The sequence below is a fragment of the Sphingobacterium sp. HSC-15S19 genome (assembly GCF_050433745.1).
GTDB lineage: Bacteria > Bacteroidota > Bacteroidia > Sphingobacteriales > Sphingobacteriaceae > Sphingobacterium > Sphingobacterium siyangense.
The window spans coordinates 71,871-86,992 of record NZ_JBNPWQ010000007.1; the positions used below are offsets into that span (position 1 = coordinate 71,871).

Sequence of the window (15,122 nt, forward strand, 5' to 3'; positions counted from 1 at the left end):
TTTTTCACTACAATGATTGCAGTGTGTTCTTGTTCTTTGATACTTCGGGTGAATAAAGGTTTAATCACGCTGTTGACAAATTTAGAACAAAGGTTTGACAATCCTAAAATGGGTTATCCTTTTTTTGTAAAGATTAAGTAATAAGATGTGTAATTTCTTTGATATCAAATTCGCGCAAGGTGTCTTCCAAAAGAACCAGTAGCTTCCCGTCATTAGACACCTGTTGAATAATGCCAGTTTTTTTGATGCCGTCGACTAGGAATGGTCTTTCTTCACCTCTCCAAAACAATAACGCGTTGTAGCGGTTTAACTGATATTGAGCCCCCTCCTTATACAGGTTCAGGTACTCCTGTTGGATCACTTGGAATAACTCCTGTGCCAGTTCCTTGATGTTGTAATCCTGTCGATCGGTCAGGCAGGCGAGCGAGGTTATTGTTGTTGCTGTGTCAAAATTAATTTGATTAATATTTACACCAATGCCAATAATTGCGTGGTCTATTTTACTGCCTTTTAATTTATTTTCTATTAAAATGCCTGTTATTTTCTTTGAATTGACGTAAATATCATTGGGCCATTTCACGGCTACAGGCTGCTCGGTTTTGCTTTTCAGCCAATTGACGGTTGCAATGGCGATTGTGGCGGAAAGCGCAAATTGTTCCGCTATGGGCAGGAAATGAGGCTTTAAGAGGATCGATGTTGTTAGATTTTTCCCTGGTTCACTGACCCAGGAGCTTCCACGCTGCCCCTTGCCCTGAAATTGTTCTTCTGCTAAAATGGCAGTCCCCTCAGCTAGTGGCTTGAAATTTGACAATAATTCCCTGAGATAATCGTTTGTAGAGGCGACTTTGTCAAGATATATTGTATTTTGACCGATGATAAGTCCCGAAATATTGTTATTTTGCAAACTGAAAGTATTAAATAAATATTAAGTCAAAACTATCACATTTTTTAATGAGTAAAAATAAAAGTTCAGAATTGTCCCAACGTCTATCAGAAATTATCGTTTATGGTATGCAAGAAAAGAAAGCAAACGAGATCGTTCGCTTGGATTTAAGAGATCTTCACAGTTCTGTTTCCGATTATTTTGTGATTTGTCATGCCGATTCTAACATTCAGGTGAATGCGATAGCAAAGAGTGTCGAAGAAGAAGTCTATAAGGCATTTGGTCAAGAACCCCAATATAAAGAAGGACAATCCAATGGTGAATGGTTGATTTTGGATTTTGTGGATGTGGTTGTACATATCTTTAAGACCGAAAAAAGAGCGCATTATGGTATCGAGGATTTATGGGGAGATGCAGAAGTACAGCATTTCCAAAGCGCTTAATTGTCCTCAACGAAAAAATTTATAAAGAAAATATAATTACGATATAATGAAAAAAATCCCGAGTAGTAAGGTAAGCCCGAAACCGCCAAAATTCAATTTTGTGTGGCTTATGATTGCCATGTTTTTAGGTTTTTTTGCCTTACAGTACGTTTTTGGAGAAAGCCCAGCTAAGGAAGTTAGCTATAGTGATTTTGAGACACGTATGTTGAATACAGGCGCTGTAGAGCGTCTCGTCGCCTATAAAAAGAATGATCTTGTCGAAGTGGAGGTCTATCTAAAAAAGGGCTGGAAAGATAACCCAAGTTTTAAAGACGCTACAAAAGCTGCTGATCCGCTTCCAAGTCTATCAGGACAGGAAGACAAGGGTCCACAATATATTTTTAAGGATGCCTCTCCCGATGTTTTAGAAAAGAAATTAGCTGCATCGCAAGCGGAATTAACGCCAGGTACACCAAAGGTCCAGTTGACTTATGATGATCGTTCCAACCCTTGGGCAAGCTGGTTTATCACGTTTATGTTGCCGTTGTTGGTATTGGCTGCAATCTGGATCTTCTTGATGCGTCGTATGGGCGGTGGTGCTGGCGGCGGTGGCGGTGCGATCTTTAATATAGGTAAATCCAAGGCGACGTTGTTTGATAAAGAATCGCAGATCAATATCACATTTAATGATGTTGCTGGTCTTGAAGAAGCGAAACAAGAAGTTATGGAGATTGTGGATTTCTTAAAAAATCCACGTAAGTATACCAATCTAGGGGGTAAAATTCCGAAAGGCGCTTTGCTTGTAGGGCCTCCAGGAACAGGTAAGACTTTATTGGCTAAAGCTGTAGCCGGAGAGGCTCAAGTGCCATTTTTCTCGCTATCCGGATCTGACTTTGTCGAAATGTTTGTGGGTGTAGGTGCATCGCGTGTTCGCGATTTGTTTAAGCAAGCGAAAGAGAAAGCGCCATGTATCATTTTTATCGATGAGATTGACGCTATAGGTCGTGCTCGTGGTAAAAACTCGATGATGGGCGGTAATGACGAGCGTGAAAATACATTGAACCAATTATTGGTGGAGATGGATGGTTTCGGTACGGATTCAGGCGTTATTATTTTAGCGGCTACTAACCGTATCGATGTACTGGATACAGCATTGTTGCGTCCAGGACGTTTTGACCGTCAAATTTCTATTGATAAACCGGATTTGATTGGCCGTGAGCAAATTTTCAAAGTGCATCTAAAGCCGTTGAAATTATCGGCTGAGGTCGATGCAAAAAAATTATCGGCGCAGACACCTGGTTTTGCGGGAGCTGAAATTGCCAACGTGTGTAACGAAGCAGCCCTTATTGCTGCCCGTAAAAATAAACCCGAGATTGATATGCAGGATTTTCAGGATGCCGTTGATCGTGTGATCGGTGGTCTTGAGAAGAAAAACAAAATCATCTCTCCGGAAGAGAAACGTATTGTTGCTTATCATGAGGCTGGGCACGCTATTGCGGGCTGGTTTTTAGAGCACGCCGATCCTTTGGTAAAAGTGTCTATTGTACCACGTGGTGTCGCTGCTTTGGGTTATGCACAGTATCTTCCCCGTGAGCAGTTCCTATATACGACAGAACAGCTTATAGACAGTTTATGTATGACTATGGGTGGTCGTGTCGCTGAAGATATTACTTTTGGAAGAATTTCAACAGGTGCTCAAAATGACTTAGAGCGTATCACGCAACTTTCTTATGCGATGATTGCAATCTACGGTATGAATGATAAAGTTGGAAATGTTTCCTTCCGAGATAGTTCTGAGGCATCTTTCCAAAAGCCGTATTCTGACAAAACGGCAGAGCTGATTGATGCAGAGGTACGTAACTTAATTAATGACGTCTATGCACGTACCAAACAGTTATTGCTGGATAAACGTGAGGGTTTGATTAAAATAGCAGAAAAGCTATTGGAAAAAGAGATTCTTTTTCAGTCGGACTTGGAAGAGATATTAGGTAAACGTCCATTTGAAACCAAGACTACTTACGAGGAGTTTGTGAATGGTGCTGATGGTGGTGGAGTTCCACAGACAGATTTACCGTTGGATGTTCATCCGGACGAAGCGCGATCTAACGAAGGGCAGAGTTCAGAAACACCCTCCAATAATTTGAATTAATTTGAATGCTGCAGCGCTAGAGTGATCTAGCGCTGCATTTATATATATTTGCGCCATGAACGTGAAGAACGCAACAGCGAAAGAGATAATGTTAAAACGGGTACGTCAGGCATTACTACAGAAAAACGATAATCCACATCCCAATTTCAAAGAAACGCCGCTTTATAAAGAAGAGGATGAGTTGGTGGATATTGTTTTTGTTCGCGAATTGACTGCTGCGGGAGGCAAGTTTCTGTATTGTGATGGCGAGATCGGTCTGATTGAAAATCTGATTTTATTGACCGAGGAGAATAATATCAAAAATATATACGCTTGGGAACAAGGTGTTCAAAATTTACTCAGTCCATATGGTTTCCCTTTTTTAAAAACAGCGGAGGATTTTGAATCAGCAAATGCGAGCATTACCTCATGTGAAGCATTGGTTGCACGTAATGGAAGTGTTATGGTGAGTAATGCAAATGCTTCAGGACGCAGGTTGAGTATATATCCTCCAATTCATATTGTCATTGCCAAAGCTTCGCAATTGGTTTGGGATCTAAAGGATGCTTTAGCCTATATGCAGAAGCGTTACGGTCAGGAAATACCGACAATGATTTCGACAATTACCGGCCCCTCCAGGACGGCTGATATTGAGAAAAGATTGGTTTTGGGTGCACACGGACCAAAAGAACTTTACGTTTTACTTTTAGAGGATCGATTCTAGGAATTACTATGCTATTATATTATCTAACAGAAATGCCTATTGCGAGTATTATTTTCTTTTTTACGCTCGCTACCAGTATCTATACGTTTTCACATGAACAACTTTACGGTAAACTGATGTTGCATCCGTATAGTATCGCACGTAATCGAAAATGGTATACCATCCTTACCAGTGGCTTTGTGCATAAAGATTGGGGGCATCTGCTGTTTAATATGCTTACCTTCTATTATTTTGCATTTGGTTTGGAGCGCATACTTGCAGAAGCAAGTCCATACGGTCATATTTTATTTGCCGTAATCTATGTCGGTAGTTTGATCTTGAGCGATATTCCAACAATCATCCAGCAAAAAAATAACCCCGGTTACTATAGTTTAGGCGCTTCAGGTGCGATTTGTGCGGTTCTGTTTAGCTACATTCTTTTCGATCCGAAAATTACCATTGGTGTGATGATGATTATACCGATGCCGGCTTATCTGTTTGCATTTTTGTTTTTAGGTTACTGTGTGTGGGCGTCAAAAAAAGCGCAAGATGGTATAAATCACGATGCTCATTTCTTTGGCGCATTGTCGGGTCTGATCTTGACGATTATCTGTTTCCCTTGGGTTATTAAGCATTGTTTGGCTCAGTTTTAAAATTTTCCACCCCAGGTTTCCCGATCTAAATTTCTATACTGGATCGCTTCGGCGAGATGATGATTTTCGATCATTTTACTTTGCTCCATATCAGCGATTGTTCGAGCAACTTTGAGTATTCTATCGTATGCTCTTGCAGATAGGCTCAGACGTTCAATAGCCGTTTTAAGTAACTTCCTTCCGGGCTCATCAATCTGACATATTTCTCGGGTCAATTGTGTACTCATCTGGGCATTACAATGGATGTCTGGGAAGGATTTAAAACGTTCTTTCTGGATTTCGCGTGTCTGAATGACCCGACGGCGTACCGTGCGGCTATCATCTATAGAACGTGTTGTATTCAATTCATCAAATAGCACGGGGGTGACTTCGATGTGGAGGTCTATACGGTCTAAAAGTGGTCCTGATATTTTGCTTAGATAACGCTGAACGGTGTTAGTGCCGCAGATGCATTCTTTCTCGGGGTGATTGAAATAACCACAGGGGCAGGGATTCATGGCAGCAATGAGCATAAAACTTGCGGGGTACTCGACGGTAAGTTTAGCTCTTGATATCGTAATTTGACGCGATTCAAGTGGCTGACGCATGACTTCGAGGACGCTCCGTTTGAATTCTGGCAATTCGTCAAGGAATAATACGCCATGGTGGGATAAAGAAATTTCACCCGGCAATGGATTTGAGCCGCCCCCTACCATGGCCACATCGGATATTGTATGATGTGGAGAACGAAAGGGCCGTGCAGTGACGAGGGAGTCTTTCGCCTTTAGATTTCCAGACACAGAGTGTATTTTGGTCGTTTCCAGCGATTCGGTCATATTGAGTGGGGGAAGGATCGTTGGTAGTCTTTTTGCCAACATGGTTTTTCCTGCTCCTGGTGGACCTATTAAAATAAGGTTATGTCCACCAGATGCTGCGATTTCCAGCGCTCGTTTGATATTCTCCTGTCCTTGTACATCAGAGAAATCGACGTCATAAATGGCCGTATCATCCTGAAAAAATGTTTGTATGTTAACTTTTGTAGGCTCGATTGTTACAGTATGATTGAGAAATTCCACTACTTGGGTCAGATTTTCTACACCAATAACATCGATTTCAGTGACGATAGCTGCCTCTTTTGCATTGGCTTTAGGTAATATTATTCCTTTAAACCCTTCTTTGCGCGCCTGTAATGCAATTGGTAGAACACCACGTATGGGCTTAATACTTCCGTCTAATGATAGCTCGCCTAAAATAAGATAGTCTTCCAGACGGATATTTGTGATTTGGCCGGAAGATGCTAATATGCCTATTGCAATTGATAGGTCGTAACTTGAACCTTCTTTACGAATATCTGCGGGTGCCAAGTTGACAACGATCTTTTGGCGTGGCATGTGAAGTTGACAGGAATTAATGGCACTTTCGATACGTCTTAAGCTTTCTTTAACGGCATTGTCAGGCAGGCCAACGATATAATAATGGAGGCCAGTAGATACGATTACCTCGACGGTAATAGTGCAGGCATTTATCCCATAGACGGCGCTGCAATAGGTTTTATTTAGCATAATTTTCATAATCGACTGATTTAAAGATACTAAAAAATTGAGTAAGTTAATAATTGTCGGGTGAAATATTGATGGAGGATCCAAGATTACCGAAAAAAATGATTATATTGTTAATATAGTTCCTTATTAATAACGGATAAAAAGCATTGTTTGGCAAACGATTTGCTTTGTTAATTGTATTATTAACGAGGACTAGATTCTTCGTAATAGATTTAGAACTTTAAAAGAAAAAGAAATGAATGACACAAGTAAAGTAGCTTTGGCGTTATTAGCCGGTCTTGCCGCGGGTGCAGCTTTGGGAGTTTTATTTGCTCCAGACAAAGGGTCGGATACAAGAGATAAAATAAATGATTCATTAAGCGATTTGAGTGATGCTATTCGGGAAAGAGCAGAGGAGCAATTTGATCAGTTGAATGATTTCAAAGAGAAGATTGTTTCTACGTTAAAAGGGAAGTTAAATCAGGCAGAAGAAGTGCTGGATGATGATATCATCGAACATGCATAGTTCGCAGATTATTCAAAAGAATAATTGGTGTAGAGTACATATTATCAGGCTATTTCGCGAGATAGCTGTTTTTACGATAGCTGCGCGCTCTTCATGGGTATAGAGTAGTGCTGTGTTGCGGTTATAAGATACAGCGTTTTCGTTTTTTTAGTTATGGGCTGAAATAGCCTGAATAAATTTTAGATGCATGGAAGAAGAAAAATTTTCACTAAGTGGTACGTTTCAAAAGACCAAGGAGTATATTGACTCCCAATTTAAACTTGTTAAATTAAAAACAATTGAACGATCATCTCGTTTAATTGCAAGCTTAGTGGTAGATGCAACTAAGCTTATTTTTACTTTATTTGTTCTGTTTTTCTTATGCTTAGCACTAGGTTTTTGGCTGGGAGAGTTATTGGGTAGTTATTCATTAGGTTTTTTGGCAACAGCAGGTATCTTCTTAGTGATCATTATCCTAATCCGCGTTTTTGAGCCTATGCTGGAATCAAAATTTATGGATCTCTCCATTCGACGTTTTTTGGCTAAATGGAACGATGAAATTGAGGAAGAAGAGGAAGAACTGCATAAAGAAAAACTTGATAGAGAAAGGGCTACAAATGAACAATAAACAGACCAAAATACGTAATTTACAGGAACTTAAAGCTGAAATATTGCGCTTAAAGACATTAAAGAATGAGCAGGAGCTATATCTAAAGGCTCAATTTACATTGCTTAACAATAAAATAGAGGCCCCCATCCGTTTTTTTAATTCCTTAAAAAATAATATCCCGGGTGCGAATATTATACAGCAGATGTTTGCCAAAAGTAATAATCCAGATTCTGATTGGTTAACGAAGATCTTACGTATTGGGGTTCCCTTTGTTATGAATAGGTTGTTCCTAAAAAATACGGGCGTTTTAAAGAAAGCGCTGATGTTGCTGTTATCAGAGCGTGCTGTCGGCCAGATCAATCAAGATAAAATCACCGGCCTCATCGGTAAATTAACGAGCTTTATTCGTCCCAAGAAAAAGAAGAAAAATAAAGCTGCGGAAGCTGAAAATGCAGTGATCAAGGATGAGGTTAACGAGTACGGAATTCCTTCCTATAGCGAGACCTACTAATGCGATCGCGTTGGATTTATTCAAAAGCATTTGCTTCTTTCTTCAAAAAATCCGCATAAGCTAGTTGAATGCCTTCCCGAAGGTTAACTCGATGTTTCCAGCCCAGCGCATGTAGTTTTGAGACATCCATGAGTTTTCGCGGTGTTCCGTCAGGTTTGGAACTGTCGAAGGAAATAGTTCCCTGGTAACCAATGACGTCTTTAATCAATTCGGCAAGTTCCTTAATGCTTAAATCTTCGCCAATGCCAATGTTGACAAATTGTTTCTCGTCGTAATTATTCATTAAGAAAACGCAGGCATCTGCCAGGTCATCGGAAAAAAGAAATTCCCGTAAGGGGGTCCCTGTTCCCCAGATCATAACTTCAGGGAGCTGATTGATTTTAGCTTCATGAAATCTTCTGATCAAGGCCGGTAAGACATGTGAATTTTGCGGATGGTAATTGTCGTTAATTCCGTAAAGATTTGTTGGCATAACGGAGATATAATTGCATCCATACTGATCCCTGAAAGCTTCCGCCATTTTTATTCCCGCGATTTTAGCAATTGCGTAAGGCTCATTTGTAGGCTCCAGAGTACCCGTGAGTAGCATGTCTTCATTCAAAGGCTGCGGAGCCATTTTTGGATAGATACAGCTTGAGCCTAAGAACATTAATTTTTTAACCTTATTATCGTAGGAAGATTTGATGACGTTATTCTGTATAGCCATATTCTCGTAGATAAAATCAGCGCGATAGGTGTTGTTCGCCATGATCCCGCCAACTTTGGCTGCGGCTAAGAAAACATAGTCCGGTTTTTCCTGATCGAAAAAATCAGCCACTGCTTGCTGATTGCGCAGATCTAATTCGGAAGATGTGCGTGTGACAATGTTGTTGTACCCAAGCTCCGATAGTTTGCGATGAATTGCCGATCCGACCATTCCACGATGGCCTGCTATATAAATTTTAGCGTCTTTCTCCACGATAAGTTATTGATTCCTGCAAACTTAGATAAATTGCTTTTTATATGCAATATAATTCGCCCGTGTGGATGCAATTTATGCATTCCTGTGTCTGCTACAGGACTTCAGATTGTTCTGTAATTACCGGTATTCGTGCTGTCTCTCAGATTTATTTTTTTTAGCGGGAATATAAGGTTATTTTTGCGGGATATTTATTAAAAAATGGGAAAGGACAAACTACGTAAATTTGCTGAAGTTGCTACTTTTGAAAATGTAATCCAACTCGACGCAGGCAAAGAATATAAAGGAAAATGGGCTGAGAAGCAATTTGGTAACAATAATCCAGTTGTTTTGGAGCTTGCTTGTGGTAAAGGTGAGTATACTGTTAATCTAGCGAGATTGTTTCCGGAGAAAAATTTCATCGGTATCGATTTTAAAGGTAATCGTATTTGGCGAGGAGCCAAAACAGCTTTGGAGGATGGAATTCGGAATGTTGCTTTTCTTCGGATACAAATTGAGACTATCCTTGAACATTTTGCTGAAAATGAAATTGATGAGATCTGGATTACCTTTCCGGATCCGCAACCGCAAGATAGCCGAGAAAAGAAACGATTGACCGGGCCAAAGTTTTTGGAACGTTATAAAATCATTATGAAGCCTGAAGGAATGATGAATCTGAAAACAGACAATGACGGTTTTTATGCTTACACACTAGAGCAGATCGATTTACAGGGTTTGAAAAAATATAAGGAAACGACAGATCTTTACCATTCAGACTTGGTTGATAACGTTTTATCCATTAAAACATATTACGAACGGAAGTATTTGGCGCATGACAAGAACATTAACTATGTGAAGTGGAGTTTCGAGAAGGCTTAAGCCTTAACGCTTCTATTGTAATAAAGAGCCCAACGAAAGTTTGGGCTCTTTTTGTTTTCTTCAGTATTGCGGATACTGAAGCTTTGATCACCCACTTTTTACCCCAGTTGGCAGCTGTGTCTACGGTTATTTACTCTTGTCGTAGTTTTACATGAAAGTTACCGTATACTTCCAGTATAGTTACGGTATTGTTTTAGCATGGATATAGTAGTTATGTAAAATACTAAATAGCTACTTAAAGGGGGGAGTAAATTTACTTAAAACATCCTAGAATCCTCCTTTCGGGCCCTTTCCGACGGTCTTATAATTCCTAAAAGACTAAGTAATTCTTGTTTTTTTTATTTTAATATGGGCTTTTAAATAATTTCGATTTATTTCGTTTTTTAAATATTATTAATTATTTTCGATTTGTAAATATAAAATAACCAAAGAAAGATCGCTTAAAAGCGTGCCTAATGCATGATAATCCCTTCAGGGTGAACTTCAAAGCATTTTATTAAAACGGTAATAGTATGATAAAAGGAAATGCTATTCGAAACAATTGTTAACAAAAAGAAAACATTAAGTTAAAACAAACTTTTTGTTAAGAATATATTTTTGTGCCAAATTGAAAATTAACAATTTACACCAATAACTATGTTTAGTATTAACCCTATCCAAATTAATCTAAGGCACTCCTCCTCGAAAGTGCTATTTGTGGCATTAGCAATTGCCTGTAATATGGATTTTACAGCAATGGCGGCTCCACTAGGATCTGATCAAGCTGTGCATGCAGTTAAGCAGACCAAGATTAGAGTAAAAGGGCAAGTTGTCGATAATCAGACGAAAGAACCTTTGGCATCCGTATCAATCCTTGCAGCGGGTGTAGTTAAAGGAGCGACGGACAGAAATGGTAATTTCGATATTGAAGTAGAATCAGGGACAGCAATCCGTTTTCAGCTAATCGGTTACGAAGCTGAAACGCAAAGTTTTTCGTCAGCCCAATTGAATGCTAAAATTTTTTTAAGTGCGAGATCGGAGGCGCTCAATGAAGTCGTTGTGACAGCACTAGGCATACAGCGAGAAGAGAAGGCATTAGGCTATTCCATAAGCACGGTCAAAGGCGAGGAATTGACGAATGCAATTTCAAACAATTGGACGGATGCTCTAACAGGAAAAGTCGCTGGTTTGAATTTGGTAAAGTCGGGTGCGGGGCCATTGGGATCCAATCAGATTATTTTAAGAGGGGAAACATCTTTTACGGGCGATAATTCCGCATTGATTGTTGTGGATGGTGTTGTCATGGGAGGAGGGACGCGGATGACCGGTAATGGTAGTTCCAATTATTTGGATAGTGATTCTCCTGTAGATTTTGGAACATCATTGGCGGATATTAATCCGGATGATATCGAGTCCGTTTCAGTATTGAAAGGACCAGGCGCTTCAGCGCTCTATGGTTCCCGTGGCGCACATGGCGCTGTGATTATTACCACAAAAAAGGGAAAAGGGGCTAAAAATAAAATTGGTGTATCCGTTAATTCGAATACGGCAATTGGGACAATTAACAGATGGCCCGATTATCAATACGAATATGGTCAAGGTGCGATTGATCAGGATCTTTATTATTCCTACGGACAGTCAGAGGATGGTGCAAGTACTTTAAGTACGTCTTCTGCTTGGGGACCCAAATTTGATGGACAGTATTTTTACCAGTACGATCCTAATTTCTATCGTTTGACACCTCCAGAGCGGACATTATGGAGACCCTATGAAAATAACCGAAAGGATCTTTTCCAAACGGAGCTCACGTCTACTAATTCGATCAGTATTTCTGGTGCTACTGAAAAGACCAGTTCACGGTTTTCATATACCAACGTAACGAACAAATGGATTATTCCCAACATGGGTTATAATCGGAATACCATCGCTATGCAGTTCAATAACAAGGTGACGGATAAACTGAGCCTCTCAACAAAAATTAATTTTAATAATAGAGGATCAGACAATTTACCAAATAGCGGTTATAACAATCAAAGTTACATGTACTTTGTACGGGGCATTGTGCCGAATGTGAATGCAGCTTGGCTAGAGCAGAATTGGATTCCAGGAAAGGAAGGAATTGAACAGATGACTCCGTTTTCAAACCTGTTGGATAATCCAAGAACCATATCTTATGATATGATCAATGCGCAGGATAAAAACAATATTATTGGAAATTTACAGGCCGATTATAAATTCAATAAGGAGTTGAATTTGATGGTGCGGACAGGAATCGATTGGAGCTATGATAAACGCAAACAATCCAGGCCATTTGATACCTATAAATATGCTTATGGCTATTACCGGGAGCAGTCCATCAATAACCAGGAAATTACTTCCGACTTTTTATTGCAATATAACAATCAACGGAACAATCTTCACAAATTTGGCGCATCGGTTGGAGGTTCATTGATGCACAATAAGTATATTAAAGATGATGCTTACGCTAATAGTCTTATTTATCCAAACCAATATAATTTTGCCAATGCGAGGGAAAAAATCGTTTATTTACCTTACCGCGAGGAATATGCAGCCAATAGCTTATATGCCTTACTAAATTATAGTTATAAGGATATGATTTTTGTCGATGCAACGAATCGTATCGACTGGGCGAGTACATTAGCATCTCCGAAACGGAATGAAGTTAAACCATTTATATACCCTTCGCTTAATACAAGTTTTGTTATTTCCCAATTGCTAAACCTGCCAAAAGCGATAAATTTTTGGAAAGTCAGAGCATCGATTGCTCAAGTCGGAGGTGGAGGAAAACGGGCTTATCTAAACTCTTATGGTTACCGTAGTGTTGAGGGGACCACTGGAGGGCTTACAAATCCAACCACCGTTCCAGATGAAAATCTGACGTTCGAAAGTACGCGTTCTTATGAAGTAGGAACAGATTTTAGAATGTTCAGAGATCGACTTAAATTAGATCTTACTCTGTATTCAAACTCGACATTTGATCAGATTATTGAGTCTCCGCTGGATCCCTCAAGCGGTTTCAGAAATCAGATTACGAATGCTGGAGAGGTACGGAATAGGGGGATAGAGATTGCGCTTTCTGGCGATATTATCAAGAAGAAAGATGGCTTAAATTGGAATATGTATGGAAATTTTACGAGCTATGATTCGAAAGTTATTTCCATACCTGCAGATCTGCAAGGAGAATTAGTGCTATCCACGTTGTTTGGAAGTAGAGGAACAATTGTGGCCATACCTGGTAAACGATTTGGTGATATCTATGGACTCGGATATGAGCGAAATCAGGATGGTCAAATTATTTATGAAAATGGACTTCCTGTATTGTCCCAACAGAACATGTATATCGGTAATCCAAATGCAACGACCAAATTTGGTTGGGGGAGTGAATTTAAATACAAAGGATTTAGATTTAATTTCTTATTTGATGGTCAATTCGGCGGAGTGGGATATTCGTTGACGCATGCCGTATTGATGGAAGAGGGAAAATTAAAAAAGACAATTCCGGGACGATATAATGGTATTATCGGCGATGGTGTTGTGAAGAATAGTGATGGAAGCTACAGCAAGAATACAGTTGTTGCGTCTGCTGGAGATTATTATGCTAAACATTTTAACCGGGATAATATAGAATCAAATACGTTTTCCACGGACTTTATAAAGCTTCGTGAGGTCAGATTTGACTATACATTACCGAAGTCTTTTGTTGAACGCTTGAAAATTGAGCGCGCATCAATTGGGGTGTACGGAAGAGATCTGTTTGTCATGACCAAATGGCCTTCATTTGACCCAGAGTTTGGATCGCTAAATGCAAGCGGTATTGAGAAGGGCGCAGAGATTGCCCAGTTCCCTTCAACCCGCACAATGGGTGTCAATTTATCATTCTCATTTTAAATCCAGCGTATTATGAAAAAGAATATAAGAAAAGCTTTTATTTTGTTGGCAGCCTGTGGGATGCTACAGAGCTGTACAAAAGACTTTGTCGCAATAAATACAAATCCAAATGCAATTTCTGCGGCAGCGCCACAAAGTCTCATCGCGCCAGCTTTACTCAATGTGTTAAACACAAATTTATCACGGAATATGCGCATCAACAACGAGCTTATGCAAGTGACTGTAACGGTGAATGATGCATTGGAGATTCAACGGTATGAAATCAGACCGTCAGAAGCGGAATCTACCTGGTCCGGATGGTACGTACAGTTGACGAATATACGCGACATTTATCAGAAGGCAGGGGAAGGGCAGCAGAAGGGTTACCAGACATACCAGGGTATTTCGCTTATATTGGATGCTTGGGTGAGCTCGTTAATAACTGATATGTATGGTGATGTACCTTATACAGACAGCAATAAAGGGTATAGTGATAGTAATTTAACTCCTGTATTTGATAAACAGTCCGATATTTATGCGGATATCTTTAGAAAATTAGAAGAGGCCAATACGCTTTTGAAAGGTAAGGTTGCTGTCGAATCGACCAATTTAGCGATGGATCCCATATTTAATTCAGATCCTGCAAAATGGCAGAAATTTGGTAATTCTTTATATCTCCGATTATTGCTACGTATAGCACATAAGTCAGAAACCAATGCCGTTGCAAAGATCAAAGAAATATTAGAAACGAATGCCGCTGAATATCCGGTGATGCAAAGCAATGCAGAAACGGCTGCTTTATACTACACCAATGTACAGCCTTATATGAATCCTTATTTTAATAGCCGTGACATAGATTTTAATGGAAACAAAGGCTATTCAGAGTTTTTTATCAATAATCTGCTGGACCTTTCAGACCCACGATTAAAAATTTGGGCCACTGAAGCCACATTAGGAGTATATGGCGGTATGCAGTCCGGATACCAGAGAGGAAATGTCCCCGAGCAACAATCAACGCTTTTAACAAGTCTAAAAGCCGACTCGCATATGGGGAATATCATGAATTACGCCGAGTTGCAATTTATTATTGCTGAATGTGGTATGAGAGGGTATGCTCAGGTCGATGCGCCTGGAGCCTATTTAAAGGGGGTGAACGCGGCTATGGAATACTGGGGGCTAACAGCGCCAGCATCTTACCTAAGCAGTGCAAAGGTTCAATTGCTGCCCACAGATAGTGATCATGCGAAATTGAAAAAGGTGCATTTGCAAAAATACTATGCGATGCTATTTACGGATTTCCAACAGTGGTACGAATATCGTAGAACCCAATTATTGGATTTATACAAAGGTCCGGGCTTGTTGAATCAAGGGAAAATGCCAGTACGTTTAAATTATCCAACAATTGTACAATCTTTAAACAAAGTAAATTATCAAGATGCTGTGAGTCGTATGGGGGGAGACGGGATAAATGAAAAAATGTGGTGGCAACCTTCAATCAACTAAT

Annotated in this window: 13 protein-coding genes; 10 read left to right on the forward strand and 3 right to left on the reverse strand. The window is 39.8% G+C overall.

Translation table 11 applies throughout. The annotated features are described in order from the left end of the window. Window positions 1–133: 133 nt before the first annotated feature. Window positions 134–904: a biotin--[acetyl-CoA-carboxylase] ligase gene (locus L1283_RS07305; protein WP_083295773.1), complete on the reverse strand. Its 771-nt coding sequence runs from the start codon at window positions 902–904 to the stop codon at window positions 134–136. Between the two features lie 47 nt (window positions 905–951). On the opposite strand from L1283_RS07305, the gene rsfS reads away from it, so the two are divergent. The 4 genes from rsfS to L1283_RS07325 are packed head-to-tail and all read left to right on the forward strand — an operon-like array spanning window position 952 to window position 4,789. After that, window positions 952–1,326, forward strand: a complete 375-nt coding sequence (rsfS, locus tag L1283_RS07310; RefSeq protein WP_046673130.1) for a ribosome silencing factor — start codon at window positions 952–954, stop codon at window positions 1,324–1,326. A 46-nt stretch (window positions 1,327–1,372) separates the two neighbouring features. Next, the gene (gene ftsH, locus L1283_RS07315; RefSeq protein ID WP_112375078.1) at window positions 1,373–3,454 is read left to right on the forward strand and encodes an ATP-dependent zinc metalloprotease FtsH; all 2,082 of its coding nucleotides are present in this window, start codon (window positions 1,373–1,375) and stop codon (window positions 3,452–3,454) included. 55 nt (window positions 3,455–3,509) lie between these two features. Next, window positions 3,510–4,157 carry a LutC/YkgG family protein gene (locus L1283_RS07320; protein WP_070561445.1) on the forward strand — a complete coding sequence of 216 codons (648 nt, stop codon included), beginning with the start codon at window positions 3,510–3,512 and terminating at the stop codon, window positions 4,155–4,157. 8 nt (window positions 4,158–4,165) lie between these two features. Then, window positions 4,166–4,789, forward strand: coding sequence for a rhomboid family intramembrane serine protease (locus L1283_RS07325; RefSeq protein ID WP_070561442.1), 624 nt, complete (start codon window positions 4,166–4,168; stop codon window positions 4,787–4,789). Here the strand turns inward: L1283_RS07325 and L1283_RS07330 are convergent. After that, a complete protein-coding gene (locus L1283_RS07330; protein ID WP_070561518.1) occupies window positions 4,786–6,330 on the reverse strand; it encodes a YifB family Mg chelatase-like AAA ATPase in 1,545 nt (514 codons plus the stop codon). The genes L1283_RS07325 and L1283_RS07330 overlap by 4 nt on opposite strands. 235 nt (window positions 6,331–6,565) lie before the next feature. Here L1283_RS07330 and L1283_RS07335 point away from each other — a divergent pair, with 235 nt between their 5' ends. The 3 genes from L1283_RS07335 (at window position 6,566) to L1283_RS07345 (ending at window position 7,935) form a co-directional block, all read left to right on the forward strand. After that, window positions 6,566–6,835 (forward strand): YtxH domain-containing protein, encoded by a 270-nt coding sequence (locus tag L1283_RS07335; protein ID WP_070561440.1) that lies wholly within the window; start codon window positions 6,566–6,568, stop codon window positions 6,833–6,835. 187 nt (window positions 6,836–7,022) lie between these two features. Next, a complete protein-coding gene (locus tag L1283_RS07340; RefSeq protein WP_070561438.1) occupies window positions 7,023–7,442 on the forward strand; it encodes a hypothetical protein in 420 nt (139 codons plus the stop codon). After that, on the forward strand, window positions 7,432–7,935 hold the full coding sequence (locus L1283_RS07345) for a hypothetical protein (RefSeq protein WP_070561436.1): 504 nt from the start codon (window positions 7,432–7,434) through the stop codon (window positions 7,933–7,935). The genes L1283_RS07340 and L1283_RS07345 overlap by 11 nt, the downstream gene beginning before the upstream one ends. A gap of 16 nt (window positions 7,936–7,951) precedes the next feature. On the opposite strand, the gene fcl is transcribed toward L1283_RS07345, so the two are convergent. After that, window positions 7,952–8,893 carry a GDP-L-fucose synthase gene (fcl, locus tag L1283_RS07350; RefSeq protein WP_070561434.1) on the reverse strand — a complete coding sequence of 314 codons (942 nt, stop codon included), beginning with the start codon at window positions 8,891–8,893 and terminating at the stop codon, window positions 7,952–7,954. A 201-nt stretch (window positions 8,894–9,094) separates the two neighbouring features. On the opposite strand from fcl, the gene trmB reads away from it, so the two are divergent. The 3 genes from trmB (at window position 9,095) to L1283_RS07365 (ending at window position 15,121) form a co-directional block, all read left to right on the forward strand. Next, window positions 9,095–9,751: a tRNA (guanosine(46)-N7)-methyltransferase TrmB gene (trmB, locus tag L1283_RS07355; RefSeq protein ID WP_070561432.1), complete on the forward strand. Its 657-nt coding sequence runs from the start codon at window positions 9,095–9,097 to the stop codon at window positions 9,749–9,751. Between the two features lie 636 nt (window positions 9,752–10,387). Continuing rightward, the gene (locus tag L1283_RS07360) at window positions 10,388–13,639 is read left to right on the forward strand and encodes a SusC/RagA family TonB-linked outer membrane protein (protein ID WP_312352269.1); all 3,252 of its coding nucleotides are present in this window, start codon (window positions 10,388–10,390) and stop codon (window positions 13,637–13,639) included. Between the two features lie 12 nt (window positions 13,640–13,651). Beyond that, window positions 13,652–15,121 carry a SusD/RagB family nutrient-binding outer membrane lipoprotein gene (locus tag L1283_RS07365; RefSeq protein ID WP_286849731.1) on the forward strand — a complete coding sequence of 490 codons (1,470 nt, stop codon included), beginning with the start codon at window positions 13,652–13,654 and terminating at the stop codon, window positions 15,119–15,121. The last annotated feature ends 1 nt before the right edge of the window (window position 15,122 follow it).

What these genes read in the sequence shown, in the direction of transcription:
- L1283_RS07320 (WP_070561445.1), top strand. Translation starts at nt 3,510, where the DNA reads ATGAACGTGAAGAACGCAACAGCGAAAGAGATAATGTTAAAACGGGTA.
- trmB (WP_070561432.1), top strand. Translation starts at nt 9,095, where the DNA reads ATGGGAAAGGACAAACTACGTAAATTTGCTGAAGTTGCTACTTTTGAA.
- L1283_RS07325 (WP_070561442.1), top strand. Translation starts at nt 4,166, where the DNA reads ATGCTATTATATTATCTAACAGAAATGCCTATTGCGAGTATTATTTTC.
- ftsH (WP_112375078.1), top strand. Translation starts at nt 1,373, where the DNA reads ATGAAAAAAATCCCGAGTAGTAAGGTAAGCCCGAAACCGCCAAAATTC.
- L1283_RS07340 (WP_070561438.1), top strand. Translation starts at nt 7,023, where the DNA reads ATGGAAGAAGAAAAATTTTCACTAAGTGGTACGTTTCAAAAGACCAAG.
- L1283_RS07345 (WP_070561436.1), top strand. Translation starts at nt 7,432, where the DNA reads ATGAACAATAAACAGACCAAAATACGTAATTTACAGGAACTTAAAGCT.
- rsfS (WP_046673130.1), top strand. Translation starts at nt 952, where the DNA reads ATGAGTAAAAATAAAAGTTCAGAATTGTCCCAACGTCTATCAGAAATT.
- L1283_RS07360 (WP_312352269.1), top strand. Translation starts at nt 10,388, where the DNA reads ATGTTTAGTATTAACCCTATCCAAATTAATCTAAGGCACTCCTCCTCG.
- L1283_RS07365 (WP_286849731.1), top strand. Translation starts at nt 13,652, where the DNA reads ATGAAAAAGAATATAAGAAAAGCTTTTATTTTGTTGGCAGCCTGTGGG.
- L1283_RS07330 (WP_070561518.1), bottom strand. Translation starts at nt 6,330, where the DNA reads ATGCTAAATAAAACCTATTGCAGCGCCGTCTATGGGATAAATGCCTGC.
- L1283_RS07335 (WP_070561440.1), top strand. Translation starts at nt 6,566, where the DNA reads ATGAATGACACAAGTAAAGTAGCTTTGGCGTTATTAGCCGGTCTTGCC.